The organism is Hydrogenophaga palleronii (genome assembly GCF_031457455.1).
In the GTDB taxonomy this organism is placed as follows: domain Bacteria; phylum Pseudomonadota; class Gammaproteobacteria; order Burkholderiales; family Burkholderiaceae_C; genus Hydrogenophaga; species Hydrogenophaga palleronii_A.
In genome coordinates this window covers 51,234-78,043 of sequence record NZ_JAVDWU010000001.1, presented here as the reverse complement: position 1 = coordinate 78,043, position 26,810 = coordinate 51,234, and the positions used below count along the sequence as shown (strand labels likewise).

The 26,810-nt window shown below is 65.0% G+C and carries 22 protein-coding genes; 11 read left to right on the top strand and 11 right to left on the bottom strand.

Annotated features, from left to right (window positions below):
* Nucleotides 1-59: 59 nt before the first annotated feature.
* The gene (locus tag J2W49_RS00400) at nt 60-2,810 is read right to left on the bottom strand and encodes a cation-transporting P-type ATPase (RefSeq protein WP_310310396.1); all 2,751 of its coding nucleotides are present in this window, start codon (nt 2,808-2,810) and stop codon (nt 60-62) included.
* Nucleotides 2,811-3,137: 327 nt separating this feature from the next.
* Between J2W49_RS00400 and J2W49_RS00395 the strand changes: the two genes are divergently transcribed.
* The 5 genes from J2W49_RS00395 (at nt 3,138) to J2W49_RS00375 (ending at nt 9,547) form a co-directional block, all read left to right on the top strand.
* Nucleotides 3,138-5,300 carry an FAD-dependent oxidoreductase gene (locus J2W49_RS00395; RefSeq protein ID WP_310310394.1) on the top strand — a complete coding sequence of 721 codons (2,163 nt, stop codon included), beginning with the start codon at nt 3,138-3,140 and terminating at the stop codon, nt 5,298-5,300.
* A 33-nt stretch (nt 5,301-5,333) separates the two neighbouring features.
* Nucleotides 5,334-6,116, top strand: coding sequence for a DUF3047 domain-containing protein (locus J2W49_RS00390; protein WP_310310392.1), 783 nt, complete (start codon nt 5,334-5,336; stop codon nt 6,114-6,116).
* Nucleotides 6,117-6,203: 87 nt separating this feature from the next.
* Nucleotides 6,204-7,352, top strand: a complete 1,149-nt coding sequence (locus tag J2W49_RS00385; protein WP_310310390.1) for an FAD-dependent oxidoreductase — start codon at nt 6,204-6,206, stop codon at nt 7,350-7,352.
* Nucleotides 7,349-8,554, top strand: coding sequence for a chromate efflux transporter (gene chrA, locus J2W49_RS00380; protein ID WP_310310388.1), 1,206 nt, complete (start codon nt 7,349-7,351; stop codon nt 8,552-8,554). The genes J2W49_RS00385 and chrA overlap by 4 nt, the downstream gene beginning before the upstream one ends.
* Before the next feature lie 186 nt (nt 8,555-8,740).
* Nucleotides 8,741-9,547, top strand: coding sequence for a DUF4399 domain-containing protein (locus J2W49_RS00375; protein WP_310310387.1), 807 nt, complete (start codon nt 8,741-8,743; stop codon nt 9,545-9,547).
* 16 nt (nt 9,548-9,563) lie between these two features.
* Here J2W49_RS00375 and J2W49_RS00370 read toward each other — a convergent pair whose 3' ends face one another.
* The 3 genes from J2W49_RS00370 to J2W49_RS00360 all read right to left on the bottom strand — a co-directional run bounded on the left by J2W49_RS00370 (nt 9,564) and on the right by J2W49_RS00360 (nt 12,511).
* Nucleotides 9,564-10,262 (bottom strand): haloacid dehalogenase type II, encoded by a 699-nt coding sequence (locus J2W49_RS00370; protein WP_310310385.1) that lies wholly within the window; start codon nt 10,260-10,262, stop codon nt 9,564-9,566.
* A 95-nt stretch (nt 10,263-10,357) separates the two neighbouring features.
* The gene (gene trhO, locus J2W49_RS00365) at nt 10,358-11,383 is read right to left on the bottom strand and encodes an oxygen-dependent tRNA uridine(34) hydroxylase TrhO (RefSeq protein WP_310310383.1); all 1,026 of its coding nucleotides are present in this window, start codon (nt 11,381-11,383) and stop codon (nt 10,358-10,360) included.
* Nucleotides 11,384-11,422: 39 nt separating this feature from the next.
* Nucleotides 11,423-12,511, bottom strand: coding sequence for a patatin-like phospholipase family protein (locus tag J2W49_RS00360; protein ID WP_310312070.1), 1,089 nt, complete (start codon nt 12,509-12,511; stop codon nt 11,423-11,425).
* Between the two features lie 164 nt (nt 12,512-12,675).
* Between J2W49_RS00360 and J2W49_RS00355 the strand changes: the two genes are divergently transcribed.
* On the top strand, nt 12,676-13,647 hold the full coding sequence (locus tag J2W49_RS00355) for a Bug family tripartite tricarboxylate transporter substrate binding protein (RefSeq protein ID WP_310310381.1): 972 nt from the start codon (nt 12,676-12,678) through the stop codon (nt 13,645-13,647).
* A 40-nt stretch (nt 13,648-13,687) separates the two neighbouring features.
* On the opposite strand, the gene J2W49_RS00350 is transcribed toward J2W49_RS00355, so the two are convergent.
* The 3 genes from J2W49_RS00350 to J2W49_RS00340 all read right to left on the bottom strand — a co-directional run bounded on the left by J2W49_RS00350 (nt 13,688) and on the right by J2W49_RS00340 (nt 18,384).
* Nucleotides 13,688-14,512 (bottom strand): HDOD domain-containing protein, encoded by an 825-nt coding sequence (locus J2W49_RS00350; RefSeq protein ID WP_310310379.1) that lies wholly within the window; start codon nt 14,510-14,512, stop codon nt 13,688-13,690.
* Between the two features lie 417 nt (nt 14,513-14,929).
* Entirely contained in the window at nt 14,930-15,757 is an 828-nt protein-coding gene (locus tag J2W49_RS00345; RefSeq protein WP_310310377.1) for an HDOD domain-containing protein, read from the bottom strand.
* A 212-nt stretch (nt 15,758-15,969) separates the two neighbouring features.
* A complete protein-coding gene (locus J2W49_RS00340) occupies nt 15,970-18,384 on the bottom strand; it encodes a Tex family protein (RefSeq protein ID WP_310310375.1) in 2,415 nt (804 codons plus the stop codon).
* 184 nt (nt 18,385-18,568) lie between these two features.
* Here J2W49_RS00340 and selD point away from each other — a divergent pair, with 184 nt between their 5' ends.
* On the top strand, nt 18,569-20,854 hold the full coding sequence (selD, locus tag J2W49_RS00335) for a selenide, water dikinase SelD (RefSeq protein WP_310310373.1): 2,286 nt from the start codon (nt 18,569-18,571) through the stop codon (nt 20,852-20,854).
* Nucleotides 20,855-20,971: 117 nt separating this feature from the next.
* On the opposite strand, the gene J2W49_RS00330 is transcribed toward selD, so the two are convergent.
* Entirely contained in the window at nt 20,972-21,928 is a 957-nt protein-coding gene (locus J2W49_RS00330; RefSeq protein WP_310310371.1) for a chemotaxis protein, read from the bottom strand.
* Between the two features lie 280 nt (nt 21,929-22,208).
* Here J2W49_RS00330 and J2W49_RS00325 point away from each other — a divergent pair, with 280 nt between their 5' ends.
* Nucleotides 22,209-22,538, top strand: coding sequence for a HepT-like ribonuclease domain-containing protein (locus tag J2W49_RS00325; RefSeq protein WP_310310369.1), 330 nt, complete (start codon nt 22,209-22,211; stop codon nt 22,536-22,538).
* 6 nt (nt 22,539-22,544) lie between these two features.
* Here the strand turns inward: J2W49_RS00325 and J2W49_RS00320 are convergent, their stop codons facing one another.
* Nucleotides 22,545-23,579, bottom strand: coding sequence for a phosphotransferase enzyme family protein (locus J2W49_RS00320; protein ID WP_310310367.1), 1,035 nt, complete (start codon nt 23,577-23,579; stop codon nt 22,545-22,547).
* Between the two features lie 170 nt (nt 23,580-23,749).
* Here J2W49_RS00320 and J2W49_RS00315 point away from each other — a divergent pair, with 170 nt between their 5' ends.
* Together J2W49_RS00315 and J2W49_RS00310 are read left to right on the top strand one after the other, a co-directional pair.
* Entirely contained in the window at nt 23,750-24,085 is a 336-nt protein-coding gene (locus J2W49_RS00315; protein WP_310310365.1) for an EF-hand domain-containing protein, read from the top strand.
* A 136-nt stretch (nt 24,086-24,221) separates the two neighbouring features.
* Nucleotides 24,222-25,166: a glutaminase gene (locus J2W49_RS00310; RefSeq protein ID WP_310310363.1), complete on the top strand. Its 945-nt coding sequence runs from the start codon at nt 24,222-24,224 to the stop codon at nt 25,164-25,166.
* Nucleotides 25,167-25,249: 83 nt separating this feature from the next.
* Here the strand turns inward: J2W49_RS00310 and J2W49_RS00305 are convergent, their stop codons facing one another.
* Nucleotides 25,250-25,537, bottom strand: a complete 288-nt coding sequence (locus tag J2W49_RS00305; RefSeq protein WP_310310361.1) for a hypothetical protein — start codon at nt 25,535-25,537, stop codon at nt 25,250-25,252.
* A 274-nt stretch (nt 25,538-25,811) separates the two neighbouring features.
* Here J2W49_RS00305 and J2W49_RS00300 point away from each other — a divergent pair, with 274 nt between their 5' ends.
* Nucleotides 25,812-26,279, top strand: coding sequence for an SRPBCC family protein (locus J2W49_RS00300; protein ID WP_310310359.1), 468 nt, complete (start codon nt 25,812-25,814; stop codon nt 26,277-26,279).
* A gap of 34 nt (nt 26,280-26,313) precedes the next feature.
* On the opposite strand, the gene J2W49_RS00295 is transcribed toward J2W49_RS00300, so the two are convergent.
* Nucleotides 26,314-26,718, bottom strand: a complete 405-nt coding sequence (locus tag J2W49_RS00295; RefSeq protein WP_310310357.1) for a RidA family protein — start codon at nt 26,716-26,718, stop codon at nt 26,314-26,316.
* Nucleotides 26,719-26,810 lie beyond the last annotated feature (92 nt).

Sequence of the window (26,810 nt, the reverse complement as noted above, 5' to 3'; positions counted from 1 at the left end):
TGGGTCACTTCGCTCCGGAAGCGTTTGGGAAGTCCCAGCAGCGTTTCGCCAGGCGCTGGTCAATGTGCTCGCCGCAGCACGGCCTTTTCCAGCTCCAGCGCCACCAACACCGCCACCCCGATGCCTGCGCACACCAGCAACTGTTGCAGACTGAGCCCACGTGTGTCAAACAAGGCCTGCATGAACGGCGCGTAGGTGAACAGCGCCTGCAGCACCACTACACCCGCCACCGCCGCCAGCACGCGTGGCGTGCCCTGCACGCCCACCCAGGTGAATGATGGCGACTTCAGGTAACGCACGCTGAACAGGTAGAACACCTCCATGGCCACCAGGGCGTTGACCGCCACGGTGCGCGCCGCTTCAACCTCGGCGCCTGAGGCCAGCGCCCACCGGTACGCGCCAAAGATGCCGAACAAGAACAGCAGCGACACCAGCCCCACGCGCCAGATGACAAAGGGTGACAGCATGGGCTCGGTGGATGAGCGCGGGGGTCGGCGCATCACGTCGGGCTCGGTGGGTTCAAACGCCAGCACCATGGCCAGGGCAACCGAGCTCACCATGTTCACCCACAGGATCTGCGCCGGCAGAATGGGCAACGCCAGGCCAAACAGCACCGCCGCCAGCAAGGACATCGATTCGCCTCCATTGATCGGCAGCAGGAAGGTCACGGTCTTGCGCAGGTTGTCGTAGACGGTGCGGCCCTCTTCCACCGCATGCGCGATGGAGGCGAAGTTGTCGTCGGCCAACACCATGGCGCCCGCCTGCTTGGCGGCCTCGGTGCCCTTGCGGCCCATGGCCACGCCCACGTCGGCCTGCTTGAGCGCAGGCGCGTCGTTCACGCCGTCGCCGGTCATGGCCACCACCTCGCCCTGCGCCTGCAAGGCACGCACCAGGCGCAGCTTGTGTTCCGGGCTGGCGCGGGCGAACACGTCCACCGACAACACCAGCTGCTGCAGGACGGCATCGGTGGCGGCGCCGATTTCCGGGCCCGTCACAGCACGCAGGCCCTCGCCCATGCCCAGCTGTCCAGCGATGGCGCTGGCGGTCACGCCGTGGTCGCCGGTGATCATCTTCACGCGAATGCCTGCAGCGCGGCACTGCGCCACGGCGCGCACCGCCTCGTCGCGCGGCGGGTCGATGATGCCGACCAGTCCGATCAAGGTGAGGCCCCGAGCCACGTCGTCGGGACCAAAGCTGGCCGCATTCACACCCGATCTGCGCGCCAATGCCAGTACGCGACGCCCCGCACGGGCCTGGGTATCGATGGCCTGCTCCCAGGCAGCGGTGTCCATGCGTTCCACTGTGCCGTCGGCGCAGAGCTGCGTGTCGCACATGGCCAGCACGCGTTCGGGTGCGCCCTTGAGCAGCGCCACGCTGCCCTCGGCGTCGGCGTGCACCGTGGCCATGTAGCGGTGTTCGGATTCGAAGGGAATCACGCTCCCGCGGGGTCGCTCGCGCGTCAGCTCCACCGGGTCGATACCGGCCTTCATGGCCAGCGTGAGCAGCGCGCCTTCGGTCGGATCGCCAGCCAGTTGCCAGTCACCGCCTGGCGATTCGCAGTGCAGGCTGGCGTCGTTGCATAGGGCTGCCGCTTCGGCCAACGCGAGCAGCGCCGGAGCCTCACGGAACAGCTCGGCAGGTTGCAGATGGTGGCCGTCCCGTTGCAGCGCGCCTTCCGGCGCATAGCCAGCGCCTTCGACGTCAATGATCTGGCCCGCCAGCACCACCTGCTGTACCGTCATTTCATTGCGGGTGAGCGTGCCGGTCTTGTCCGAGCAGATCACCGTGACCGAGCCCAGCGTTTCCACCGCCGGCAGGCGGCGCACCACGGCTTGGCGTGATGCCATGCGCTGCACGCCGATGGCGAGCGTGATGGACATGATGGCGGGCAGCCCTTCGGGAATGGCGGCCACGGCCAGACCCACGGCGGTCATGAACATCTCGGCCATGGGCAGACCGCGCACGGCGGTGCCAAAGACAAACAGGGCAGCGGCGGCGCCCATCACAGCCAACGTGATCCAGCGCGAGAGCTGGGCCATCTGGCGCACCAGCGGCGTGGTGGTCTGCTCCACGGTGGTGAGCAGTTGTCCGATGCGACCCATTTCCGTGGCAGCGCCCGTGGCCACCACCAGCGCGCTTGCCTGCCCCTGGGTGGCCAGCGTGCCGGCGTAGGCCATGCACAGGCGGTCCCCCAGCACAGCGTCTGCCGCCACCTCGGCCAGCGCCTTGTCCACCGGCATCGATTCGCCAGTGAGCGCGGACTCGTCCACCCGCAGGTTGTTCACCTTGAGCAGGCGGACGTCGGCCGGCACGCTGTCACCCGATGCCAGTTGCACCACATCGCCCGGCACCAGGTCGGCGGCATCGATCTCTGTGGTGCGGCCATCGCGCAACACCATCGCATGGGGTGCAAGCAGGTGGCGGATGGCCTGCAGGGCCTTCTCGGCCTTGCCCTCCTGCAGCACGCCAATGCCCACATTGAGCAAGACAACGGCCATGATCACGGCAGCGTCAATGCCGTGACCGATCCACGCGGTGGTGACCGCCGCTGCCAGCAGCACGTAAATCAGCAGGTTGTGGAACTGTGCAACCACTCGGTGCCACAGGCTCGGTGGCGCGACGGCTTCGATCCGGTTGGCGCCGTGCTGCTGCTGGCGCCGCCGGGCTTCTTCCGTCGTGAGCCCTTCAGTGGACGCTGCCTGTGCCTGCAGCGCTTGTTCGGCCGTCAGCGCATGCCAGGCAGGTGTTGTCTGCCCGGAAGCATGGGGGCCGGGGGCCGCAGTCCGGGGTACAGGATGTGATGTCGCCATGCACGAACCTTAACGGACCCGACACCGGACAACCAGCTGTTCGCAGCGATTCTGGAAGAAGCTTTGACCTGCCGCAAAAATGCGTCCGGGTGGAAGCGCGTCGAATCAGGCCATGCGGTCGCCCAGCGCAGATCGCGCCAGGTGCAGGCGCTCGCAAAGCGGCTGGGGAACGGGCACTGGTGACATGCAGCGGGGGAGGCGATGTTGATGGAGGTTGGCGGAGCGTGTGGCAAGCGCAGACGATCTGCTGGATCGGTGCAGGAAGCCGTGCAATGTAAGAATCGCCGCATCGTTGCGACTGATTGGCACCGATCTATTGGAGTTGTCGTGAATCTGCGCAAGGTTTTACTGCTGGCTGTGGTGCTGCTGGGCGTGATCACCTTCTTCGCCTTTGACCTGGATCGCTACCTCAGCCTGAGCTACCTCAAGGAAAGCCAGACCAGTTTTGCCGAGCTGTATGCACAGAAGCCCCTGCAGGTGGTGGGTGCGTACTTCTTCATCTACGTGGCCGCTACCGCGCTCTCGCTGCCGGGCGCCGCCATTCTCACACTCGCCGGCGGCGCCTTGTTCGGCCTGTGGTGGGGCACGCTGATCGTGTCGTTCGCCTCCAGCATCGGCGCCACACTGGCGTTTCTGGTGTCGCGCTATGCGTTGCGCAGCAGCGTGGAGGCGAAGTTCGGCAACCGGCTGGCAGAGATCAACAAGGGTGTCGAAAAGGAAGGCGCGTTCTATCTGTTCACGCTGCGCCTGATCCCGGTGGTGCCGTTCTTCGTGATCAACCTGCTGATGGGCCTGACCCAGATGAAGACCGTGGTCTTCTATGTGGTGAGCCAGGTCGGCATGCTGGCTGGCACGCTGGTGTATGTGAACGCGGGCACGCAACTGGCGCAGATCGATTCGCTGCAAGGCATTCTGAGCCCCGCGCTGCTGGGGTCTTTCGTGCTGCTGGGGCTGTTCCCGCTGATCGCCCGCAAGATCGTGGGCGCGGTGCAGAAGCGCAAGGTGTATGCGCGCTGGGCCAGCGTGCGGCCCAGGGTATTCGACCGCAACCTGATCGTGATCGGCGCGGGTGCGGGCGGTCTGGTGAGCGCCTACATCGCGGCCACGGTTAAGGCCAAGGTCACGCTGGTGGAAGTGCTCAAGATGGGCGGCGACTGCTTGAACTACGGCTGCGTGCCGAGCAAGGCACTGATCAAAAGCGCCAAGCTCGCGCACCAGATGCGCCACGCTTCGAACTACGGCCTGTCCGACACCCCGCCCAGCTTCAGTTTCAAGGCCGTGATGCAGCGCATCCAGGACGTGATCCGGGCCATCGAACCCCACGACAGCATCGAGCGCTACACCGGCCTGGGCGTGGAAGTGCTACAAGGCTACGCGAAACTGGTCAATCCCTGGACGGTGCAGATCGCGCTCAACGACGGCGGCACGCAGACGCTGACCGCACGCAGCATCGTGATCGCGGCCGGCGCCCGGCCCTTCGTCCCGCCCCTGCCGGGCCTTGAAGACATGGGCTACGTGACCAGCGACACGCTGTGGGAAACCTTCGGTGAGCTCGAGGAGATTCCACAACGGCTGGTGGTGCTGGGGGGTGGCCCTATCGGCTGCGAACTGGCACAGAGCTTTGCGCGACTGGGTGCACACGTGACCCAGGTGGAGATGGCGCCGCGCATCATGATCCGTGAAGACGAAGAAGTGAGCGAATTGGCGAAGGCTTCACTGGAAGCAGATGGCGTGCGCGTGCTCACACACCACAAGGCGCTGCGCTGCGAACGCGTGGACGGTGAAAAAATCCTGGTGGTCGAACACGCGGGTACCGAGCATCGCATCGCTTTTGATCAACTGATCTGCGCGGTGGGCCGCAACGCGCGGCTCACCGGCTATGGTTTGGAAGAACTGGGCATCACCACGAACCGCACGGTGGATACCAACGAATACCTGCAGACGCTCTACCCCAACATCTACGCCGCCGGCGATGTGGCCGGCCCCTACCAGTTCACCCATGTGGCGGCGCACCAGGCCTGGTACGCGGCCGTGAATGCCCTGTTCGGCGAGTGGAAGATGTTCAAGGCCGACTATTCGGTGATCCCCTGGGCCACCTTCATCGATCCCGAGGTGGCGCGCGTGGGCCTGAACGAGCAGGAGGCGAAAGAAAAGGGCATTGCCTTTGAAGTGACGAAGTACGGCATCGACGACCTCGACCGCGCCATCGCCGACAGCGAGGCCCATGGCTTCGTGAAGGTGCTCACCGTGCAGGGCAAAGACACCATCCTGGGCGTGACCATCGTGGGCACGCACGCGGGCGACCTGCTGGCCGAGTATGTGATGGCCATGAAGCACGGCCTGGGCTTGAACAAGGTGCTGGGGACCATCCACACCTACCCCACGCTGGCCGAGGCGAACAAGTACGCTGCCGGGGAATGGAAACGCGCGCACGCCCCGAAACAACTGTTGGAATGGGTAAAGAGATACCACGATTGGAAACGGGGTTGACCGATCGACAGGTGCATGATCGAAACTCGTCGTATGAGCCTCCCTCCCCTGCGCCGATGGGCGCCGTTGTTCTTTCTGCTCGGCTGCGCCGCGCAGGCCCAAGCCATTGACCGCCAGTTGCCACCGCTGGTGGTCACTGAAAGCGGATCGATTCATCCGGCCTGGCGAGTGGTGGGCTTTCCCAAGCGGCATGCCGACATCCCGCTCACTGTCTTTCAGGCCGAAACCATTGAAGGCCGGTCCGCACTGCGCGTTGACACCGACGCTTCCTACGGCACGCTGGTGAACGACTGGCGCGGCACTGCGCAGCAGCTGCGCTGGCGCTGGCGCCTGGACCAGCCGCTGACTGGCGGCACGGCTCCGCCAGACCTCATGACCAAGTCCGGTGACGACGCTGCGCTCAAGGTGTGCGTGATGTTTGACCACCCGCTGGACCGCGTGCCCTTCCTGGAACGTACCCTGTTGCGCCTGGCGCGCAGCGTGAGTTCAGAGGACTTGCCCGCCGCCACCGTGTGCTACGTGTGGGACAGCGGCCGCCCGGCCACGCTGCAGGCCACCAACCCCTACACGAACCGGGTGCGCTTCTTCAGCCTGCAAGGCAAGGGCGCGCCGCTGGATCAATGGGTGTCGCAATCACGCGATGTAGCTCAGGACTTCATCACCCTGTTCGCCGACGAATTGCCCATGGGCAGGGAAACCACCGTGGCCGATGTGCCAGGGGTCACGTCGGTGGTCGTTGGCGCTGACAGCGACAACACCGCCAGCAAAAGCACCGCCTGGATCGCCGACCTGCGATGGGCTCCGGCCCAACCCTGACCCGCCTCGTCGGCTCCGCCACTGGTTGACGGGTGCGTGACCGGGCGCAGCAAACCCCGTCAGCAACAACCCGTAACATCGGTGCCCATGCACCACGGCATCAAAAAACTCCTGCTGCTCGGCGCTGGCCATGCCCATGTGCATGTGCTGGCCAGCCTGGCCCGACACCGCCCCGCCGATCTGGATGTGACGGTGCTCTGCCCCTACGACCACCACACCTGCAGCGGCATGACCCCCGGCTTCGTCGCCGGCCACTACACCGCCGAAGAGTCGCGCATCGCACTGGCGCCCCTGATCAAGGCGGCCGGAGCGCGTTGGATACAGGGCCGATGCGTGGGCCTGGACGCAGAACACCGCACGGTGAGCGTGGCGGGGGCCGGCATCGACACGCCTCCCCTGCTGAGCTACGACCTGCTCTCCATCAACACCGGCGCCGCCATCGATCGCGCGCGGCTGGAGGCAGAGATGCCCGGCGCCAGCACCCACTCACTCAACGTGCGGCCCATCGAAGGCTTTGTCCACCTGTGGCCCCAGGTGATGGAACTCGCGCGTGATCGCGCGGTATCGCTGGCCATGATCGGCGCAGGCGTTGCGGGCATTGAACTGCTGTTCGCGGCCGAGCAGTCGATCCGGGAACAAGGCCGGCCCGGCGCGCGCTTCACGCTCATCACCGGGGGACCCGAGGTGGCCGACGGCCACCCTGAAGGCGTACGCCGCCGCGTGCTGCGACAGTTGAAACGGCGCGGCATCACGGTGCTGCGAGAAGCCTGCACGGGATTTGACGAGGGCAAGGTACATCTGGCCAACGGCGCCTCCCTGGCCTGCGACGTGCCCATTCTGGCCACTGGCGCCCATGCGCCCCTGTGGTTGCAGGAAAGCGGCCTGGCACTTGCCGATCAGGGGCAGGTGCTGGTCAATCCCTTCCAGCAAAGCACCAGCCACCCGGAAGTGTTCGCCGCTGGCGATGTGGCCATGCGGTCCGATGCACCCCGTCCCGGCAACGGCGTGTATACCGCGCGCGTTGCGTCGGCACTGGCAGACAATCTTCTGGCCGCTCACGAAGGCCAGCCGCTCAAGCCCCACCCGGCACCCGCACACACGCTGAACCTGCTCGCCTGCGGCACACGCCACGCCATCGTCAGCTATGGTCCCTGGCACCTAGAAGGCGGATGGGCCTGGCACTGGAAGGACCGCGTCGACCGCGACTTCATCAAACGCTACGCCTTGCCCGCATGACATCCTCACCCGACAACGACCGCAGCCCTTGGGCCGTGTTTCTGGTGTTTCTGCATCTGGGCCTGACCTCGTTCGGTGGTCCGGTGGCTCACCTGGGTTACTTCCGCACCGAATTCGTGGAGCGCCGGCGCTGGCTGGGCGAACGCGCCTACGCCGACATCGTGGCGCTGGCGCAGTTCCTGCCCGGTCCGGCAAGCAGCCAGGTCGGCATGGCGCTGGGGCTGGCGCGCGGTGGCTATGCAGGTGCGTTGGCGGCCTGGCTGGGATTCACCATGCCCTCGGCCATCGTACTGATCCTGTTTGCGCTGGGCATGGCGCGACATAGCGAGCTCATGTCTGCTGGTGCATTGCACGGTCTGAAGGTGGTGGCGGTGGCCGTGGTGGCGCAAGCGGTGTGGGGAATGGCTCGCAACCTGTGTCCGGACGCCACGCGGCGTGCGATGGCGGTGCTGGCCGCCGCCGGGGTGCTGCTGCTGCCATCGGTATGGGCGCAGATGGGCGTGATCGTGGTGGCCGGCGCAGCAGGCCTGTTTCTGTTCAGACCCGCATCAACTGGCATCACCGACGAGCTGCCGCTGACCGTTCGCCGACGCACCGGCCTGTTCTGGCTGGCCCTCTTCGCCACTCTGCTGGTGGCCTTGCCCCTGCTGGCCCAGGCCGTGCCCGATGCGACCCTGGCGCGCATCGACGCCTTCTACCGTGCAGGCTCTCTGGTGTTCGGCGGCGGCCACGTGGTGCTGCCGTTGCTGCAGGCCGAAGTGGTGCCCAACGGCTGGGTGGACAACGACACCTTCCTGGCCGGCTACGGCGCCACCCAGGCCGTGCCCGGCCCGCTGTTCACCTTCGCGGCTTTCCTGGGCGCGTCCATGAGCACGCCACCCAGCGGCTGGGCCGGTGGCCTGATCGCGCTGCTGTCGGTGTTTGCGCCGTCGTTCCTGCTGATTGCCGGCGCCCTGCCGTTCTGGGAAAGGCTGCGGACCCTGCCCCGGGCCCAGGCAGCGCTCATGGGGGTGAACGCGGCCGTGGTGGGCATTCTGCTGGCGGCCCTGTACGACCCGGTGTGGACCAGCGCCATCCACAGCGTGGCCGATCTGGGCCTGGCCCTGCTGGCCCTGATTGCACTCATGCGCTGGAAGCTGCCGCCGTGGGCGGTGGTGGTGGGCTGTGCGCTGGCGGGGTGGATGCTGCCTGTGCCCGGTTGATTCTGTCGCACCAAGTGACCCCTCGGGGCCATCCCCCCAACAGGGGCCATTGACGTCAAAAAACCGAGCGCATGACCGGATTGAATACACTCGCCCAAGGCATACCCGAGCAAATTTTCCGCACTGCGTAATCACTGAACAGTGCTGCTGACCTGCTGCCAGCGCCACCTTGAACCGAAGGCACCCATGCACAAAACCCTGAGAACCACCGCGCTGCTTCTGGCCATTGCATGGGTCTCGCCCGCGTTTGGGCAGACCGCCCCCGATGCAGGCGGGGCAACACTCCACCCTTGGCAGACACCGCCGCCGCGCCTCACGTCAGAGGCCTACTTCACCAACCTCAACGACGGTGACCAGATCGAAACCCCGTACCTCCTGAAATTTGGCCTGTCCGGCAATTGGGGGCTGGCACCCATTGCGCAGTCCAGTCGGGCCCGCAGCGGCCACCACCACCTGCTCGTCAACCGCGACTTGCCCCTGAACTTCCAGGAAGCCCTGCCGTTCAACGATCAATACATCCACTTCGGCAAAGGGCAGATGGAGACCGTGCTCACGCTGGAGCCAGGCACCTACACCCTGCGCATGCTGCTGGCAGACCAGAAGCACCTGCCACATTTCGTCTACAGCAAGAGAACCACCATCACGGTCACGAAAAAGAACCCCGTGGATCCGGCCACGCTCGCCACCAAGGGCCTGAGCATGATGCTGGAAGGCCCAACGGTGAAAAGGCCGTTTCGGGTGCAGTTTCATGCCTCGGCAATCAATGTGGCCCACCAGGCGCAACAAATCCCCGACACCGGGCACTTCCGCCTGACGGCCGTGCCTGCCAGCGGCTCGGGTGCGGCCGTCGTGCTCGATTTCGCCGAGGGTCAAACCGAGGTCTGGCTGGCGCCACCCGCCGGCAGCTACAACTTGCGTCTGGAAATGATCGACAACCTGGATCCCACCAAACGCATGGCCGATGCAGTAACCGCGTCCGTGCGTGTGGAGTGAACCCCCGCGGGCCGGCTCAGCAGCCGAGCAGTTCGGCCAGGTTGACCAGGTCGCGCGCGTGCCAGGTGTTGGCTGCATCGGGCGACACGTCTTTCACATTTGCCGCACCAAACTCCAGCGGGCGCTCGATGTAGGCCGTGGCCAGGCCGCAATTGCGCGCGGCGGCCAGGTCGTCCTGGTGCGCGGCCACCAGCATCACGCCCTCCGGTGGCACATCAAAGGTGTCTGCCACACCCAGGTAGGTGGCGGGGTCGGGCTTGTAGGCGCGGAACACCTCGGCAGACAGGATGCAGTCCCATGGCAGGCCGGCGCGCTTGGCCATGTTCGTGAGCAGACCGATGTTGCCGTTGGACAGCGAGCAGATGGTGAATCGTGTGCGCAGGCGCGTCAGACCCGCCACCGTGTCGGGCCAGGGATCGAGCCGATGCCACACGCGATTGAGCTCGGCGCGCTCAAGCTCGCCCAGGTGATCGAGACCGAACTTCGGCAGCAGTTCGTCCAGGATCATGCGGTGCAAGATGTCGATGCGCGTCCAGCCCAGCTCACCCGAACGCACGCGCTGCATGGCCGGCTGGTAGCCGGCGCGCCAGGCCAGCGCAAACGCATCGGCATCGACCTGCGGGTGCAGCGTCTGCATCTCGCCCACGATGCTGCCATGCCAGTCGACCACTGTGCCGAAGATGTCGAAGGCGAGGATCGAAGGAGCAGCAAGCATGGTCATGAATGATCAGTGGTAGCGCCGGAGCGCTGGGTTCTTGATCCAGAGCACCCGTGGAACTGGCTTTGCCAGGCCACAGGGTGTGCCCCCCTTCAGGGGGGTGACGCCGAAGGCGGCGCGGGGGGTGCATCCTCGCTCTGCGGCGCGGGGGGTATTTCCATCTTTTTGCCTACGTGAATCTCACCACGCACCTCAGCAAGCTCCACCTGCCGCTGCCTCTCTGCCAGACGGGCTTTCTCTTCCGGTGTGCGCTGGTCAAAACAATGGTCGCAGCTCACGCCCTTGACGTAATGCAGTGAGGCCTTGTCGGCCTCGCTCAATGGCCAGCGGCACGAGCGGCACAGCTCGTGCGGGCCGGGTTGCAGGCCGTGGCCCACGCTCACGCGTTCGTCGAACACGAAGCACTCGCCCTGCCAGGTGCTTTGTTCGGGCGGCACTTCCTCCAAGTATTTCAGGATGCCGCCTTCGAGGTGGTACACCTCGTCGAAGCCGCGCATCTTCATCAGTGCGGTGGATTTTTCACAGCGGATGCCGCCGGTGCAGAACATGGCCACCTTGGGCTTCTTGCCGCCCTGCAATGCGGGCTGGGCGTCCAGCCAGGCCGGCAGTTCGGTGAAGGTCTTGATGTTGGGGTTGATCGCACCCTCGAAGGTGCCGATGGCCACCTCGTAGTCGTTGCGGGTGTCGATCACCACCACGTCCGGGTCGGCCAGCAACTGGTTCCAGTCTTGCGGCTTCACGTACTGCCCCACGGTCTTGTTCGGGTCCAGTTCGGGCACGCGCAGCGTGACGATCTCTTTTTTCAGCCGCACCTTCATGCGCAGGAACGGCGGTTTGTCGCTCCAGGATTCCTTGTGTGCGAGCGTGGCCAGGCGCGCGTCGGCGTGCAGGTGGGCGAGCACGGCTCGCACACCGGCTTCCGGGCCGGCGATGGTGCCGTTGATGCCTTCGCGTGCCAGCAGCAGCGTGCCCTTCACGCCGTTCGCATCGCAGCAGGCCTGCAGGGGGTCGCGCAGGTCCGGGAAGTCCGGCAGGTCGACGAATTTGTAGAGGGCGGCGGTGAGGTAGCGGGGTCGCGGCGCTTCGGTGGCGGCGGCCTCTGGGGCGGAGGTGTGCATGGGCGAAATTATCCTCCTGCAACGGATCCTGTTACCGGGTCAGAGCGGCTCCAGCCGGCTGAGGTCGGGCCGTTCGAGCCACTCGGCGAATTCGTCGGCCAGTTGCCGGGCGGCCGAGGTAGCGGCCGACCAGACCTTCATGCGACCCGGTAGATCGTGTGCATAGCGAGTGAAATCGCCGCGATCAGGCAGCCGGGCGCCGGGCAGGCCTTGCACCCAGGACGGGTCGGGCGCGAGCACCAGCATGTTGTCCAGGGCGGCGCTGGCGCGGTGCCGGCGCTTCCAGGCCTTGTCGAGCCAGCCGGGCACCACGGCCTTCTGGAAATGGGGGTACAGCACGATGGGCGAGGCCGCCGATGGCTGGTACTGCAGATGCAGGTGGTAGTCGGTGATGCCGCCATCCCAGTAAGGCCCGGGCGGCGCACCCACAATCGTGGGCACCGGGCGCAGCACGAAAGGAATGGAACAGCTGGCCTGCAGGGCGTCCATGAAGTTGTTGGCCCGCAGTGCCACTTGCCGGGTGCGGAAATCGTGGGTGCCAAATGGCAGCGCGGCGGGTTCGTTGTTCTCCGTGGCAGAGAACACCACACGCTCCAGCCAGCTGCCGAGCGCCTTGCGTGTCATGGCATTGGACACGTAGGCTCCCAGGTAGCCCAGCGGCGTGCGCCAGGCGCCATCGCGCGAAAGCAGCAAGCGCCCGCGCGAGGTCACGATGTGCAGCCGGTAGCGTGGATGCTGCAACACCTCCTCGATGCGCCCGCCATAGAACACCTGCAGGCTTTCAGCAAACTGTCCGCTGACCTGGTGGGGGGTGGGTCGCTTCTGGCCATGAGGCAGCTTGAAATGCTGTGCGATGTAGTCGCGTTCCAGTCGCTCCAGCGCTGCCTGTGGGTCGTTGAGGCAGGCGGTGGCCATGCGCCAGGCGCCGATAGACGCACCAATGAGCGCCACTGGTTGCTGGCTGCGCGGCAGCCATTGGCCAAAGAGGAAACGGTCCAGCGGCCCGAGGATCAGGCCTTTGGGCCCGCCGGCCGCGCCTGGAATGGCTCCAATGTCCTGGGGTCGCAAGCCATTGAGCTGAATGTGGCGAGCCGCCGCCGGGCCGGCAAAAAGTCGCAGAGCGGGCATGGGTGTGGATGCGTAAAAGAGGTTCAGCTTCAAGGTGATCCAGAGCCAGCAGCATAGCCGTCAGTTGCACGAAACCTCGGGTTCACCCTGACGCCGATGACAGTCGAACGACAGCCAGGCGGATTGGAATGACAAACCAAAACAATTGACTGGAGACACGCACCATGAACCGAAGAAATGCCCTTCTGGCCTGCGTCGCAACGCCCGCGCTGTTCGGTGCGCCACTGGCATGGGGCCAGGCAGCGCCCACGCCATTGTCTGCGATGCGCATCTACATCCCGGGTGGTGAAGGCGGAGGCTGGGACCAGACCGGTCGCGCCCTCGGTGCGGCCATACAGTCTGCCGGGCTGGCCACGCAGGTGTCGTACGAAAACAAGGGCGGCAAGGGCGGTACCCTGGGTCTGGCCGATTTTGTGGCGCGCTACAACAACGACCCTCAGGCGCTCCTGATCGGCGGCATGGTGATGCTGGGCGCCATCGCCATGGGAAAGCCTGCCGTCACGCTGAGCCAGGTCAACCCGATCGCGCGGCTGACCAACGATTTCATGGTGCTGGTCACCAAAGCAGGCGCGCCAGCCGACACGCTGCCGGAGTTGGCCGACCTGATGCGCAGCGACCTCGGCACGGTGGCTTTCACCGGTGGTTCGGCAGGTGGGGTGGATCACATGCTGGCCGGCATGATCGCCAGACAGCTGCGGCTGGACGCGAGCCAGCTGAAGTACTTGCCAACCAGCAGTGGGGAAGAAGCGCTGACGCTTCTTGAGAAGGGCACGGCGCAGGTGGCCATATCGAGCTACAGCGAATTCCAGGCGGCGATTGAAAGCAAGGTCGTCACGCCCCTGGCGATGTCCTCGCGCAAGGCCATGTTCGGTGTGCCTTCGCTTGAAGAACAAGGCATTCGCACCGACCTGGGCAACTGGCGCGCGGTGTTCGGACCTGCCGGCATCTCCACCCAGCAAAAAGAAAACCTGCGACGCATCGTGGTCGCCGCCACCCAGAGCCCGTCATGGGCCCAGTCGCTGAAGGAAAGAAAGTGGTTCAGCTCCCTGGTTCACGGCAAGGACTTTGAGCAAAGCCTGCAGATTGAGCAGGCGATTGCCAGTGCGGTGACCATGATGCTCAAACTCAAGGCCTGAGCCGGAGCGCTTACGCCCCGTCGCTTGCGCTGGCCAAAGCTCAGACTTCTTCTTTCTCCTCGGTCTGCCTGGTCAGGGATGGAATCTGCTCGGCCACCACGGTGTCGGGGTCGATGCCCAGCACCAGGCCGATGGGGTCGGGGTAGGTGTTGATCAGGTTGTCGCTGCGGAAATCGAGTTCTTCAGCCCGTGCCCGCCAAGAGGCAATGTGGATCACGCCTGCGATGGGCTCGTACACGTCATTGTCAAACGGCGCGTTCTGGTGTTCGATAGCATCGATCATCTTCTTGGGGAAATTCCATTCCCGGGCCAGCGCCGCGCCCACGGTCGCGTAGCTGTAGCCAAACAGCCCGCGTTCGGCCTTGGCGCGCTTGAGGTCGAGCATGGGCACGCTGCGGTCCAGGTCGATCATGGCCTCGGGCATGCCGACGTGCATCACCAGCTCGCCAATGCCGTGGATCAGACCGGCAGTGAAGGCGGTGTTCTCGTCGATCCTGATGGGCAGCGCCAGATAGCGCGACAGGTTCGCCGAGTTCAGGCTGTAGCGCCAGAACTGGCCGAGGTTGACGCTGCCCACCGTGTGAAAGCTATCGCCAAGCGCAGCACCAATCACCAGCGCACGCACCTTGATCAAACCCATCACGCTGATGGCATCACGGGCATTGGTGACCGAGCGGTGCAGTCCAAAAAAAGCCGAGTTCGCCAGCTTGAGCAGCTTGGCCGTGAGCACCGGGTCCGACTCGATGAACATCGCCGCCTGCATGATGTCGACGTCCTCCTGCTCGAACGTCTCGATCAGCTTGCGCACCACCTTGGGTGCCGAAGGAAGCGCACTGGGCTGCTTGAGGAGCTTTTCGATCTGCATGCTGCACACCTGCGAAGGTTCTGTTCAAACAGACGGACATACGCTGTTTGAATCTATTTCGTCAGATGGGGGGCGGACTTGAGCTGTTTTGAGGCCACCCCGGGTTAACGCCTGCACGCGGCAACCCACACCGGCGCGCGACCCGCAACGCGCGAGGATGCGCCCAGTCCAAGGGCACCGAGGGTCCGGCTCCGCCGGCCCAAGATGCCGTCCCCCCTCCAAGCGCCAACGGCGCGCCAGAGAGGGGGGAAGCCGCGTCAGCGGCACAGGGGGGAGCGCCGAACCACCTTCCGGAGCAAAGTGCATCAATCCAGGGGCAGCAAGGGACGGCTCCGCCGGCCCAAGATGCCGTCCCCCCTCCAAGCGCCAACGGCGCGCCAGAGAGGGGGGAAGCCGCGTCAGCGGCGCAGGGGGGAGTCAATCTATAAACGCACCGAGCGCCTGACTGAACGACCACTCGGTCGGGTCCTTCTCCAGCACGCTGTCCAGATCCAGCCCCAGCGTGAGACCGATCATGTCGGGGAAAGTGGCCACCAGGCCGCTGGCATCGAGCTGGATTTCCTCGGCGCGGGCGCGCCAGGAGGCCAGGTGCAGCAAGCCACCCAGCCGGTCGTAGGCCTCGCCCTCGAACGGTGTGATCTGATTGGCCAGAGCGGAGACCATCTCCTGTGGGAACTGCCACTTCTCGGCCATGCCGGCCCCCACTTCGGCGTAGGTGTAACCAAAGTAATTGCGCTCGGCGGCAGCGCGCTGCAGATCGAGCGGCGAGGTCCCCATGTCCACCGGCACCATCTCGTCGGGCATGGCGATGTGCATCACCAGAATGCCGATGGCATGAATCAGCCCGGCCGTGAAAGCGTTGCCCTCGTTCTGCCGCAACACCCCGGCGAGCGAGCGAGAAATGTCGGCCACGCGCAGGCTGTAGCGCCAGAACTGCTTGAGGTCGATGCCGGGAATATTCTTGAAGCTGGCACCCAGCGCAGCGGCCATCACCAGCGAACGCACATGGGTCAGCCCCAGCATGGCCACGGCTTCCTGCACGTTGCCGATCTTGCGGCTCACGCGAAAGAACGCGGAGTTGGACAGGCGCAGCACGCGCGTGGTGAGAGCGGGATCCTGGCCGATCAGTTCCGCAATCTTTTTGGGATTGGGGTCTTCCTTGTTCATCTCGACCAACAGGTCCGCGATGCTGCGCGGCATACTGGGCAGCGCGCCGGGGAAATTCAACAGGGCTTCGAGTTGCATGAGCTGAAGTCCAGAGGACGGTGGAGGGATGTCTTCCTTGCTTATCGGCACTTGCGCCGGAAACTTGAAGACACAATTTCGCGCCATCAGCGCGATCTACCGGTCCACTTTACACCGCTTTGCAACATTCAGTTGCAACCTCCTGCGGTGCTTTTCAGACACTTTTCCCCGCGTTGGCGCTGTGCCATGTAAACGACACGCGGCTGTGTTTTTCAGCGCTTGTCGCGGCCCTGCAACTTGGCAAACGCTGATGCCATGGCCGAAGGCGTCGCCGCTTGCCCGCCACCCTGGGGCGCGGCGCGACCTCCCCGCTGCCCCGGGCGCGCCGGCTCGAAGCGGTTGTCGCGCGCCGCGCCGGCATCGCGATCGCGCCGCCCAGGCTCGGCATCGAGCTTCATGGACAGGCCAATGCGTTTGCGCGCCACGTCCACTTCCATGACCTTGACCTTGACGATGTCGCCGGTCTTCACCACCTCGCGCGCGTCGTTCACAAAGCGGTTGGCCAGCTGGCTCACGTGCACCAGACCGTCCTGGTGCACGCCCAGGTCGATGAAGGCGCCGAACTGGGCCACGTTGCTCACCGTGCCTTCGAGGATCATGCCTTCGCGCAGGTCGGCGATGTCTTCCACACCGTCGTTGAAGCGCGCCACCTGGAAGTCCGGGCGCGGGTCGCGGCCGGGCTTTTCCAGCTCGCCCAGAATGTCTTTCACAGTGATCACGCCAAACCGCTCGTTGGCGAACAGTTCGGGTCGCAGCGTCTTGAGCATGTCGGCGCGGCCCATCAGGTCGGCCACCGGCTTGCCGGTCTTTTCCATGATCTGCTCGACCACTGGGTAGGTTTCCGGATGCACACCGGTCATGTCCAGCGGGTTGTCGCCACCGCGAATGCGCAGAAAGCCTGCGCTCTGCTCAAAGGTCTTGGCACCCAGGCCGGCCACTTCCATCAGCTGCTTGCGGTTCTTGAATGCGCCATGCGTTTCACGCCAACGCACCACGGCCTTGGCCACGCTGCCCGAGAGGCCCGACACCCTGGACAGCAGCGGCACGCTGGCCGTGTTCAGGTCCACGCCCACGCCGTTCACGCAGTCTTCCACCACGGTGTCCAGCGTGCGCGCGAGCTCGCTCTGGTTCACGTCGTGCTGGTACTGGCCCACGCCAATGCTCTTGGGGTCGATCTTCACCAGCTCGGCGAGCGGGTCCTGCAGGCGCCGCGCAATGCTGGCAGCGCCCCGCAGGCTCACGTCCACGTCGGGCATTTCCTGCGAAGCGAATTCACTGGCGGAATACACCGAGGCGCCCGCCTCGCTCACCACCACCTTCTGCAGGCCGTGGCAGGGGTGGCTGGCGTCGGTGCCCTTTTGCACCAGCTTGATCAGGTCGGCCGCCAGCTTGTCGGTTTCCCGGCTGGCGGTGCCATTGCCAATGGCGATCAGGTTCACGCCGTGCTTCTCGCTCAGCTTGGCCAGGGTGTGCAACGAACCTTCCCAGTCGCGCCGGGGTTCGTGCGGGTACACGGTGGCGGTGTCCACCAGCTTGCCGGTGGCGTCCACCACCGCCACTTTCACGCCGGTGCGAATGCCCGGGTCCAGCCCCATGACCACACGGGGGCCAGCGGGTGCGGCCAGCAGCAGGTCGCGCAGGTTGTCGGCAAACACCTTGATCGCCACCGCCTCGGCGCTTTCGCGCAGGCGGGCGAACAGATCGCGTTCGCTGGAGAGCGAGAGCTTCACGCGCCACGTCCAGGCCACGCACTTGCGCAGCAGGTCATCGGCCGCGCGGCCCTTGTGGCTCCAGCCCAGGTGCAGGGCGACGCGGCCTTCGGCCAGCGACACCACCGGCCCGGGCTTGGCTCCCGCAGGCGTTTCCGGCTCGGGCAGCACCAGCTTGGCGTCCAGGATTTCCAGCGCCCGGCCGCGGAACACGGCCAGCGCGCGGTGCGAGGGCACGCGGCCAATGGGTTCGTCGTAATCAAAATAGTCGCGGAACTTGGCCACCTCGGGTGCGTTCTCGTCCTTGCCGGCCACCAGCGTGCTCTTGAGCAGGCCTTCGCTCCAGAGCCATTCGCGCAGGTTCTGCAGCAAGGCGGCGTCTTCGGCCCAGCGTTCGGAGAGGATGTCGCGCACGCCGTCCAGCACGGCGGGCACGGTGGAAAAATCGGCACCGGGCTTGCCGTCGTCCAACACCTCGGGCTCGCGGGTGAAGGCCGCTGCCTCCACGGCAGGGTCCAGCGTGGGGTCGGCCCAGAGTTTGTCGGCCAGCGGCTCGATGCCGAATTCCCGTGCGATCTGACCCTTGGTGCGGCGCTTCTGCTTGAAGGGCAGGTACAGGTCTTCCAGTTCCTGCTTGGTGGGCGCATTGGCAATGGCAGCACGCAAGGCATCGGTGAGCTTGCCCTGTTCGTCGATGCTCTTGAGCACCACCCCACGGCGGTCTTCCAGCTCACGCAAATAGCCCAGGCGGTGTTCCAGTTCGCGCAGCTGGATGTCGTCCAACCCGCCGGTCACTTCCTTGCGGTAGCGCGCGATGAAGGGCACCGTGGCCCCGCCGTCAAGCAACTCCACGGCGGCCTGCACCTGCCGTTCCTCAACCCTGATTTCTGTGGCGATCTGCCGAATGATCTGCTGCATGCACCGTCGATGTGGAAACAAGAAGCGCGCCAGTTTGCCACAGCCGATGGGGCGGTCCTGCGTGTCATCCGGGCGCTGATTGTGGTAGTGCACCCGCCCGGTGGCTGCAAGGTCAATAGGCCGGCGGGTCGAGCTTTGTCGAACCGCTCCTATGATGGGCGGCGATCGCTTCACATCCCCTTCCATGCAAGCTCCCGAACAACCCATCCTGCGCGACCTGGTCCTTGTTGGCGGCGGCCACAGTCACGTGGTCGCGTTGCGCATGCTCGCCATGCAGCCCGAACCCGGCCTGCGCATCACCCTCATCTGCACCGACATCGACACGCCCTACTCCGGCATGCTGCCCGGCTACATCTCGGGCCACTACAGCTTTGACGATGTGCACATCGACCTGGGACGCCTGGCGTCGTTTGCCGGCGCGCGATTCATCCAGGGCGAAGTCACCGGCCTGGACCGTGCCAACCAGCGCGTGCTGGTGCGCGACCGACCTTCGGTGCCTTACGACCTGCTGTCCATCAACACCGGCTCCACACCCAATGTGCGCCAGGTCAAAGGCGCGCAGGCCCATGCCGTGCCGGTCAAACCGATTGCGCAGTTCAACCAGCGCTGGCTGCGCCTGCTGGAGCGCGTGCGCGAACTGCACGGCCGCTTCACGATCGCGGTGGTCGGGGGTGGCGCCGGTGGGGTGGAGCTGGTGCTGTCGATGCAGTACCGGCTGCGCCAGGAGCTGCAGAAGCTGGGCCGCAGCCCGGACCTGCTGCACTTCGTTCTGCTCACCGCAGACGACAGCCTCCTGCCGACGCACAACCCATCGGTGCGCGCGCGCTTCCTGCGGGTGCTGCAGGCGCGCCATGTGTCGGTGCACGCGCGCGCCAAGGTGACCGAGGTCTCGCCCGGCTGCCTGCACACGCAGGACGATCGCACCTTCGACGCCGACGAGACCCTCTGGGTCACACAGGCCGGTGCGCCCTTGTGGCTGCAATCCACGGGTCTGGCACTGGACAAGCAGGGCTTCATCCAGGTGAACGAACAGCTGCAGGCTGTGAACGATCCGAAGGTGTTTGCGGCGGGCGACGTGGCCGCGTTCACCGCGCGTCCGCTGGAGAAAGCCGGGGTGTTCGCAGTGCGCATGGGCGCGCCGCTGGCGAAGAACCTGCGCCTGCATCTGCGCGGTCAGCCGCTGGTGGCCTACCAGCCCCAGCGCAGCTGGCTGGCGCTGATCTCCACCGGCGACCGCTACGCGGTGGCATCGCGTGGGCGGCTGGGTTTTGCCGGCGCCTGGGTCTGGACCTGGAAAGACTGGATCGACCGCCGCTTCATGCGCAAATTCACCGAACTGCCTGCGATGGCACCCGGTGCCGCGCCAGCGGCGGCGCCCGCCAGCAGCCTGGTGTTGAGCGCCGAGGAATCGCGCCAGGCCATTTCGGCCATTGCCATGCGCTGCGGCGGCTGCGGCGCCAAGGTGGGCGCCAGCATCTTGACGCGCGCACTGGGCAACCTGCAACCGGTGGAACGCGACGATGTGCTGATCGGCCTGCATGCACCCGACGACGCTGCCGTGGTACGCGTGCCACCCGGCAAGGCCATGGTGCACACGGTGGACTTCTTCCGCAGTTTCATCGACGACCCTTACCTGTTCGGCAAGGTGGCGGCCAACCACGCGTTGGGCGACATCTTCGCCATGGGGGCCGAACCCCAGTCCGCCACCGCCATTGCCACCGTACCGCCCGGCCTGGAGGCCAAGGTGGAAGACCTGCTGCTGCAGATGATGACCGGCGCGGTCGAGGTGCTCAATGCCGCGGGCTGCAGCCTGGTCGGCGGGCACACCGGCGAAGGCCGCGAGCTGGCACTGGGCTTTGCCGTCAATGGCCTGATCGACGAACGCATGGAGGGCGTCATGCGCAAGGGCGGCATGCTGCCCGGCGACGTGCTGCTGCTCACCAAACCCATGGGCACCGGCACCTTGTTTGCGGCCCACGCGCAACACGCGGCCAAGGGGCGCTGGATCGACGCGGCGCTCAAATCCATGGTGGTGTCCAACCAGGCCGGTGCGCAGATCCTGCGCGAACACGGTGCCACCGCCTGCACCGACCTCACCGGCTTTGGCCTGCTGGGCCATCTGGTGGAAATGACCCGCCCCTCAGGCGTGGACGCCGAACTGCAGCTGAGCGCCCTGCCCTTGCTCGACGGCGCGGTGGCCTGTGTGGAGGCCGGCATCGTCAGCTCACTGCAACCGGCCAATGTGCGACTGCGCCGCGCCCTGCGCAACGCCGAAGACTTCGTGAAAGATCCGCGCTACCCGCTGCTGTTCGACCCGCAGACGGCGGGCGGTCTGCTGGCCAGCGTGCCAGCTGCCCAGGCCACCAATTGCATCCGCGCACTGAAGGCGGCAGGCTACGCGCGGACGGTCGCCATCGGGCGCATCAGCGGCGCATCCGACGCGCTGGAGCCAGTGGTGCTGACCCGTTAAAGAGACGGGTGCACCACAAGCACCATCTTTGACGGCTCCACTTTTCGCTGGCCCAACCCGGTGGGTGTGGCCGACTTCGGCGCAGATGCCACCCTGGTTGGGGCACCCGCCGTTTGCTCAGCGCTTCGACAGCACCTGCCGGATGGTGGCGGCCAGTTCAGAGGCCACGAATTTGGCCACGTAGGCGTCGGCACCCACAGAGCTCACATGCGCTTCGTTGGCTGTGCCCGTGAGGGACGAATGGATCACCACGGGAATGGACTTGAATCGCTGGTCGCTCTTGATGTTTCGCGTCAGCGTGAACCCATCCATCACCGGCATTTCCAGATCGGTCAGCACCAGGGCCACTTTGTCGTGTGCCGTCTTGCCTTCTGCATGGGCCTCCGCCTCCATGACTTGCAGACGGTCCCAGGCTTCCTGGCCGGTCTTGGTCATCACATAGGGCGTGCCCATGGCCTTCAGCCCTTGTTCGATCATCATGCGTGCCACCGGGGAGTCGTCTGCCGCGAGGATGATGGAGCCTTGTGGCAGCGTCACCGCCGTGCCCACCGCCTGCGGGGTGATTTCTTCCTGTGCCGTGGGCATCACATTGCGCAGAATCTGCTCCACGTCCAGCACCTGCACCAGGCGACCTTTTTCGCCGTCGCCGTCCAGCTTGGCGATGCTGGTCACGAGGCCACCGCCATTGCCATCGGCGGCCAGCACGTTGCTCCATTCCAGCCGCACGATTTCGTCCACCTCTTCCACCGCAAAGGCCTGGGTGGTGCGGGCGAATTCGGTCACCATCAGGATGGTGAGGCCGCGTTTGGGTTTGCAGCCCACCACGGCGGGCAGGTCGATGACAGGAATGATCTGACCGCGGATGTTGGCCACGCCCAGGACATGGGCCGGGGCGTTCGCCATGGCGGTGATGGTGGGCATCACCAGTATTTCGCGCACCTTGAAGACGTTGATGCCAAACAGTTCACGGCGTTCTGTGCCCGGTGCCTCACCCAGGCGGAACAGCATCAGTTCGAACTTGTTGTTGCCCGTGAGGTTGGCGCGCTCTTCGATGTCATGCAACGCGGTGGTCATGTGTGAAAGCTCCAGGATGGGGATCACACAGCATAGGGGCCGAAGCCCCGCGTCAATCCGCACATGAGCCCCGAAAATGCTGCTCACTTCGCGTGTTAGGCCAGCTGAGAAGCACTTACCCGGCTGGCCAATCCGACGCTGCCCTGGCGGCCGCAGTCTTCAGCATAGGCGCGATCAGGTACGAACTGAAGGCCCTGCTGGGCATGGAGGTGGATGTCTTGACGCCCAATGGCTTGCCTCAGAGCTATCGCGAACAGGTCCTTCGCGAAGCCGCTCGGCTATGACACGCAGCAAGCCGCTGCGAACGGCGGACTATCTCTTGCACATCGTCGAGGCCATCGACAACATTCAGAACTACACGGCCAGCCAGGATGCCGCCATCTTCAAGGCAGACCGCAAGACGCAGGAGGCGGTGATTCGCAATCTGGAGATCATTGGCGAGGTCTGCAACAGCGTGGTCAAGAACGGCCCGGCATTTGCCCAAAGCCACCCGCAGGTACCTTGGGGCTTTGCCTACGAGATGCGCAACGCGTTGGCACACGGTTACTTCACGGTGGACCTGGATATTGTGTGGACCACGGCAGCCACCCCGCAAGCTGGACGATCCTGAAGCACCTCAAAGGATTGAAATTTTGGGCAACGTGCCTCCAGGCACCGGCAACTCCAGACGCTCCCACTGCTGCAGCAACTTCGCCTGCCGCTGCAGGTAGTCCGTGGGCATGGCCTGCGATCCCAACGTGGACACACGCCCGGCATATTCGCCCAGCAGCCAGATCTGGCGCACCGCCACAAAGGGCGCGATGGCCGCCAGATCAGCCTGTGCAACTGCGCGCGCCTCGCTGTAGGCAGAGAAGAAGTGGCCCAAGCGTGCAATGGCCTTCTCGCTCCACACGCCATCCACCGTGCGCGGGTGCAACACCCACGGGTAGACGGCAAGTTCAAAGGCCAGGTAGCCGGGGCCGGTGTCGTCGAAGTCAAAAAACACGGCCTCGCGTTCACCGGTTTCGCGCAGGGCAATGAAGTTGTTGTCGCCATGCGCGTCGCCATGGCAGAGCACCTGCGTCAAATCACCGAACGACAGGATGCGGTCGTGCAGACGCTGGCCCAAGGCTTCAAACTGCGGGCGCAGTTCAGTGGTCATGGTGGCTGCGCGAAGCAGTTGCTGCAGCGGGCGCAGCAGCAAATGATCCAGATCCAGCGTGTAGTGGCGGGCGTTGCTCTGCAGGCTTTCGGCTGCTGCGTGCAATCGTGCCAGCCCACGACCAAAGGCCTGGATGTTGTCGGGCACATCGCTGGTGGGCTCGCCTTTCAGGTGCTCGAACAGCATGAGCGCGCGCTCGCCTTCGGGCATCTTCACGCGCAGTGCCACCTCGCCCGAGCTGGTGGGCAGGCTGTTCGCGACAGCGCAACCGTGAGTGCTCAGGTGCTGCAGCACATCGGCCTCAAACTGCAGCATGGGCTCGCCGCGCGGGCGCTCGGCACTCAGCCTGGCCACCACGCTGCGACCGTTGGCCAGGTTGAGGCGGTACACGTGATTGAAGCTGCGCCGCAGGAATTCACTGGTCACCACCTCGCCCAGCGCGTAGTTCGCCTGGACCACGTTGGCAATGGCCGCCGCTGTGGGTGTCGACTGCGCAATCTCCATGTCCATGACCGTGCCCTGGTAAGAAAAGAGCGCGATTGTAGAGAAGGAACCCCAGTGTCCGCCGCCAGGAGGGACGCCACCAAGAGGCATGGTTGCTGGCTCGCGCTTGATATTTCGCAATGGGCATCGATCACCTGAGGGCCATCCTGCAAATTTCCATCTTTCAGGAGCACATCATGAAACTGACCCTTGTGGCTACCTTAGCCGTGTTGTTCATTGCCTTGCCCGTAGCGGCCCAGCCATTCGCGCGTCCCATGGGCCCCGGCAGCATGCCCACGTTTGCCGACTTCGATGGCGACGGCGACGGACGCATCACCGAACAGGAGTTCGTCGACGCCCGCAGCCAGCGCATCACCGAGCGCGCCACCGAAGGCCGCGCCATGCGCGGTTTGAGCGAGGCAGGAGATTTCAAGGACATCGACACGAACGGCGACGGCAACCTCAGTCGCGAAGAGCTTGACGCCTACCTGAGCCGCCATGGCCAGAACCGCCGGGCGCAGTCAGCCCTCTGAGTGTTGGTGGCAACGCGTGAGGAGGGGCCATCCTCGACCCATTCAGCATCACCATGCCAAGCTTGCATCACAAGCATGCACACCTGGCATAAGGCCACCGAGGGGTTGAATCAACACCCTAGAATCGCGGCCCACCATGAACCCAAGCCTCGATTTGCCGGCCCTGCTGGCCGATATTCACCGCGACACCCAGGCCATGTTTGGTCGGGGCAGAGTGGCCGACTACATTCCGGCCCTGGCCAGCGTGAACCCGTGCCAGTTCGGCATGACGATCACCACGGTCGACGGCCAGAGCCACAGCGTGGGCGACGCACATGTACCGTTTTCGCTGCAAAGCATCACCAAGCTGTTCACCTTTGTGCTGGCGCTCAAGGTAGAGGGAGACGCGCTCTGGCAGCGCGTGGGGCGCGAACCCTCGGGCGCGGCGTTCAATTCCATCGTGCAGCTGGAGACCGAAAGCGGCAGGCCGCGCAATCCGTTCATCAACGCGGGCGCTCTGGTCATCACCGACATCCTCACCACCCGCTACGCGCAGCTGGACTACGCGTTGCTGGGGGCACTGCGACGCCTGGCAGATGAGCCCAACCTGTACTGGAACGACCATGTGGCCCGCAGCGAACGCGAAACGGCGCACCGCAACATGGCCATGGCCTATTTCATGAAGAGCCACGGCAACTTCCACAACCAGCCCGAAGCGGTGCTGGACAACTACTGCCGCCAGTGCGCCACCGAAATGACCTGCGCCCAATTGGCCCGGGCCACCCTTTTTCTGGCGGCCGAGGGGCGCGCCCTCAGCCACACCGACCCGGCCGATGAGCCGTTCCTCAGCGCCGATCAGGCACGCCGGGTGAATGCCTTGCTGTTGACCTGCGGGGCCTACGACGCGGCGGGCGACTTTGCCTACCGCATTGGTCTTCCTGTCAAGACCGGCGTGGGCGGCGGCATCGTGGCCATCGTGCCAGGCGTGGCCGCGGTGGCAGTGTGGTCGCCGGAGCTCGACACCAAGGGCAATTCGGTGGCTGGCGCATTTGCGCTGGAACGCCTGGTGCAGGCCACTGGCTGGGGTCACACCAGCATCTGAGGCTGGCGAGTGCGCTGTCTTTGCCCCAGCGGGTTTCTCAAACTGGCCAACCGCCAGGAGTCAAAAAACGGTGTTGACAGGCCCTATTCCTGCCACTGGACCACGGGCCCGAGCTTGCGTTCGGCCATGAACATGGCTTCCCGGACGCTCAATGCCATCCCTCCGTCATGCCAGGCGCCATTCACCCCCGGCGAGTGGTAGCGGATGTAGTAACACTCGGTGGGCTTGTCCTCTGCGAGTTCAGGCGGATCGTCGGGGTCGTGCGTGCCGAGCAGGATGTGGTGGCGCACGATGCGGACCGAACAGGCTGTGACGCCCCCAGAGAACCAATGGCCTTGCTTGACGGCGGGTAGCTGGTCAACTTCGCTCATCTTGTGTGTCCTGGCAGACGGAACGCTGCCCCTGATTCATGCTATGCCGCCGGCCGGGCAGGCCACAATGCGGGCAACCCTGATTCGCACCCGTTTTTGATGAGTTTTTTCACAGCTGGTGATCAGTGGAAGCGGTCTTCGTGCCAAAAATCGCACCTCAGTCGCAGGCCGGCGTGTCGAAACTTCACCACCCTGTTCGTCGTGTGAAGGTAGGCGGCAATTGACGCCCACGCTCCATTCTGAACGTCCCCTTTGCCCTTTGAAAGGCGCCCTCATGTCTGCGAACACCACTTCCCCCGCCACCGGCACCGTCACCCTGCACCGCGTCTTCTGCGCGCCTCCGGACCGGGTGTACCGCGCCTTCCTGGACCCGGACGCCATGGCCAAGTGGCTGCCGCCGCATGGCTTTACTGGCCGGGTGCTGGAGATGAATGCACGCGTGGGCGGCAGCTACCGCATGCGGTTCACCAACATGGGCAATGGCCAATCGCACGCCTTCGGTGGCAAGTACCTGGAACTGGTGCCGGGTGAGCGCATCGTGCACACCGACAGCTTCGACGACCCGAACCTACCGGGTGAGATGCGCACCACGATCACGTTCAAGGCCGTGTCCGTGGGCACGGAAATGACTGTGGTGCAGGAAGGCATTCCCGCCGTGATTCCCGCTGAAGCCTGCCATGTGGGTTGGCAACAATCGCTGCAGTTGCTGGGGTTCCTGATCGAGGCGGAAATCCCGGGGTGAATGGTGCAGCGCGGGCGGGGTCGATGCCTACGCTTCAGGCTGCGCTCGTCTCAGGCAGTTTGGCGATCACCTTGATCTCGAACTGGAAGCCGTAGAGCCAGGTCACGCCGATGCCGGTGAGCGTGGGATAAGGCGCTTCGCCCCAGTGCTTCAAGCCTTCGCTCCAGAGCTGCTCGAAGTGGGTTTCGGGATCCACCATGAACACGGTCACATCGACCACATCCTTGAAGGTGCAGCCGGCCGCCTCAAGGACGGCGTTCAGGTTCTCGAATGCGCGCCTGACCTGGGCTGTCGGCTCGGGCTCGGGCGATCCGTCTGGCCGACTGCCGACCTGCCCGGAAACAAAGAGGAAGCCGTTAGAGCGGATCGCGGGCGAATAGCGGTTTTTTTCGTACAAGGCCTGGCGGCCGGCGGGAAAGACAACGTCGCGTGTAGACATGAAGACTCTCTGGAGTGAAGGGATGGGAGGACTGCGGATATATGGACTCTAGGCGTCCCGGTTCGCCAGATAAACGGGCAGGACGCACAATC

Coding starts and splice junctions, on each gene's coding strand:
- J2W49_RS00305 (WP_310310361.1), bottom strand. CDS start 25,537: ATGAGCGAAGTTGACCAGCTACCCGCCGTCAAGCAAGGCCATTGGTTC.
- J2W49_RS00355 (WP_310310381.1), top strand. CDS start 12,676: ATGAACCGAAGAAATGCCCTTCTGGCCTGCGTCGCAACGCCCGCGCTG.
- J2W49_RS00330 (WP_310310371.1), bottom strand. CDS start 21,928: ATGACCACCGCGTTGCATGACATCGAAGAGCGCGCCAACCTCACGGGC.
- J2W49_RS00385 (WP_310310390.1), top strand. CDS start 6,204: ATGCACCACGGCATCAAAAAACTCCTGCTGCTCGGCGCTGGCCATGCC.
- J2W49_RS00295 (WP_310310357.1), bottom strand. CDS start 26,718: ATGTCTACACGCGACGTTGTCTTTCCCGCCGGCCGCCAGGCCTTGTAC.
- J2W49_RS00320 (WP_310310367.1), bottom strand. CDS start 23,579: ATGGACATGGAGATTGCGCAGTCGACACCCACAGCGGCGGCCATTGCC.
- J2W49_RS00345 (WP_310310377.1), bottom strand. CDS start 15,757: ATGCAACTCGAAGCCCTGTTGAATTTCCCCGGCGCGCTGCCCAGTATG.
- J2W49_RS00400 (WP_310310396.1), bottom strand. CDS start 2,810: ATGGCGACATCACATCCTGTACCCCGGACTGCGGCCCCCGGCCCCCAT.
- J2W49_RS00315 (WP_310310365.1), top strand. CDS start 23,750: ATGAAACTGACCCTTGTGGCTACCTTAGCCGTGTTGTTCATTGCCTTG.
- J2W49_RS00310 (WP_310310363.1), top strand. CDS start 24,222: ATGAACCCAAGCCTCGATTTGCCGGCCCTGCTGGCCGATATTCACCGC.
- J2W49_RS00350 (WP_310310379.1), bottom strand. CDS start 14,512: ATGCAGATCGAAAAGCTCCTCAAGCAGCCCAGTGCGCTTCCTTCGGCA.
- J2W49_RS00325 (WP_310310369.1), top strand. CDS start 22,209: ATGACACGCAGCAAGCCGCTGCGAACGGCGGACTATCTCTTGCACATC.
- J2W49_RS00370 (WP_310310385.1), bottom strand. CDS start 10,262: ATGCTTGCTGCTCCTTCGATCCTCGCCTTCGACATCTTCGGCACAGTG.
- trhO (WP_310310383.1), bottom strand. CDS start 11,383: ATGCACACCTCCGCCCCAGAGGCCGCCGCCACCGAAGCGCCGCGACCC.
- J2W49_RS00360 (WP_310312070.1), bottom strand. CDS start 12,511: ATGCCCGCTCTGCGACTTTTTGCCGGCCCGGCGGCGGCTCGCCACATT.
- chrA (WP_310310388.1), top strand. CDS start 7,349: ATGACATCCTCACCCGACAACGACCGCAGCCCTTGGGCCGTGTTTCTG.
- J2W49_RS00375 (WP_310310387.1), top strand. CDS start 8,741: ATGCACAAAACCCTGAGAACCACCGCGCTGCTTCTGGCCATTGCATGG.
- J2W49_RS00390 (WP_310310392.1), top strand. CDS start 5,334: ATGAGCCTCCCTCCCCTGCGCCGATGGGCGCCGTTGTTCTTTCTGCTC.
- J2W49_RS00340 (WP_310310375.1), bottom strand. CDS start 18,384: ATGCAGCAGATCATTCGGCAGATCGCCACAGAAATCAGGGTTGAGGAA.
- selD (WP_310310373.1), top strand. CDS start 18,569: ATGCAAGCTCCCGAACAACCCATCCTGCGCGACCTGGTCCTTGTTGGC.
- J2W49_RS00300 (WP_310310359.1), top strand. CDS start 25,812: ATGTCTGCGAACACCACTTCCCCCGCCACCGGCACCGTCACCCTGCAC.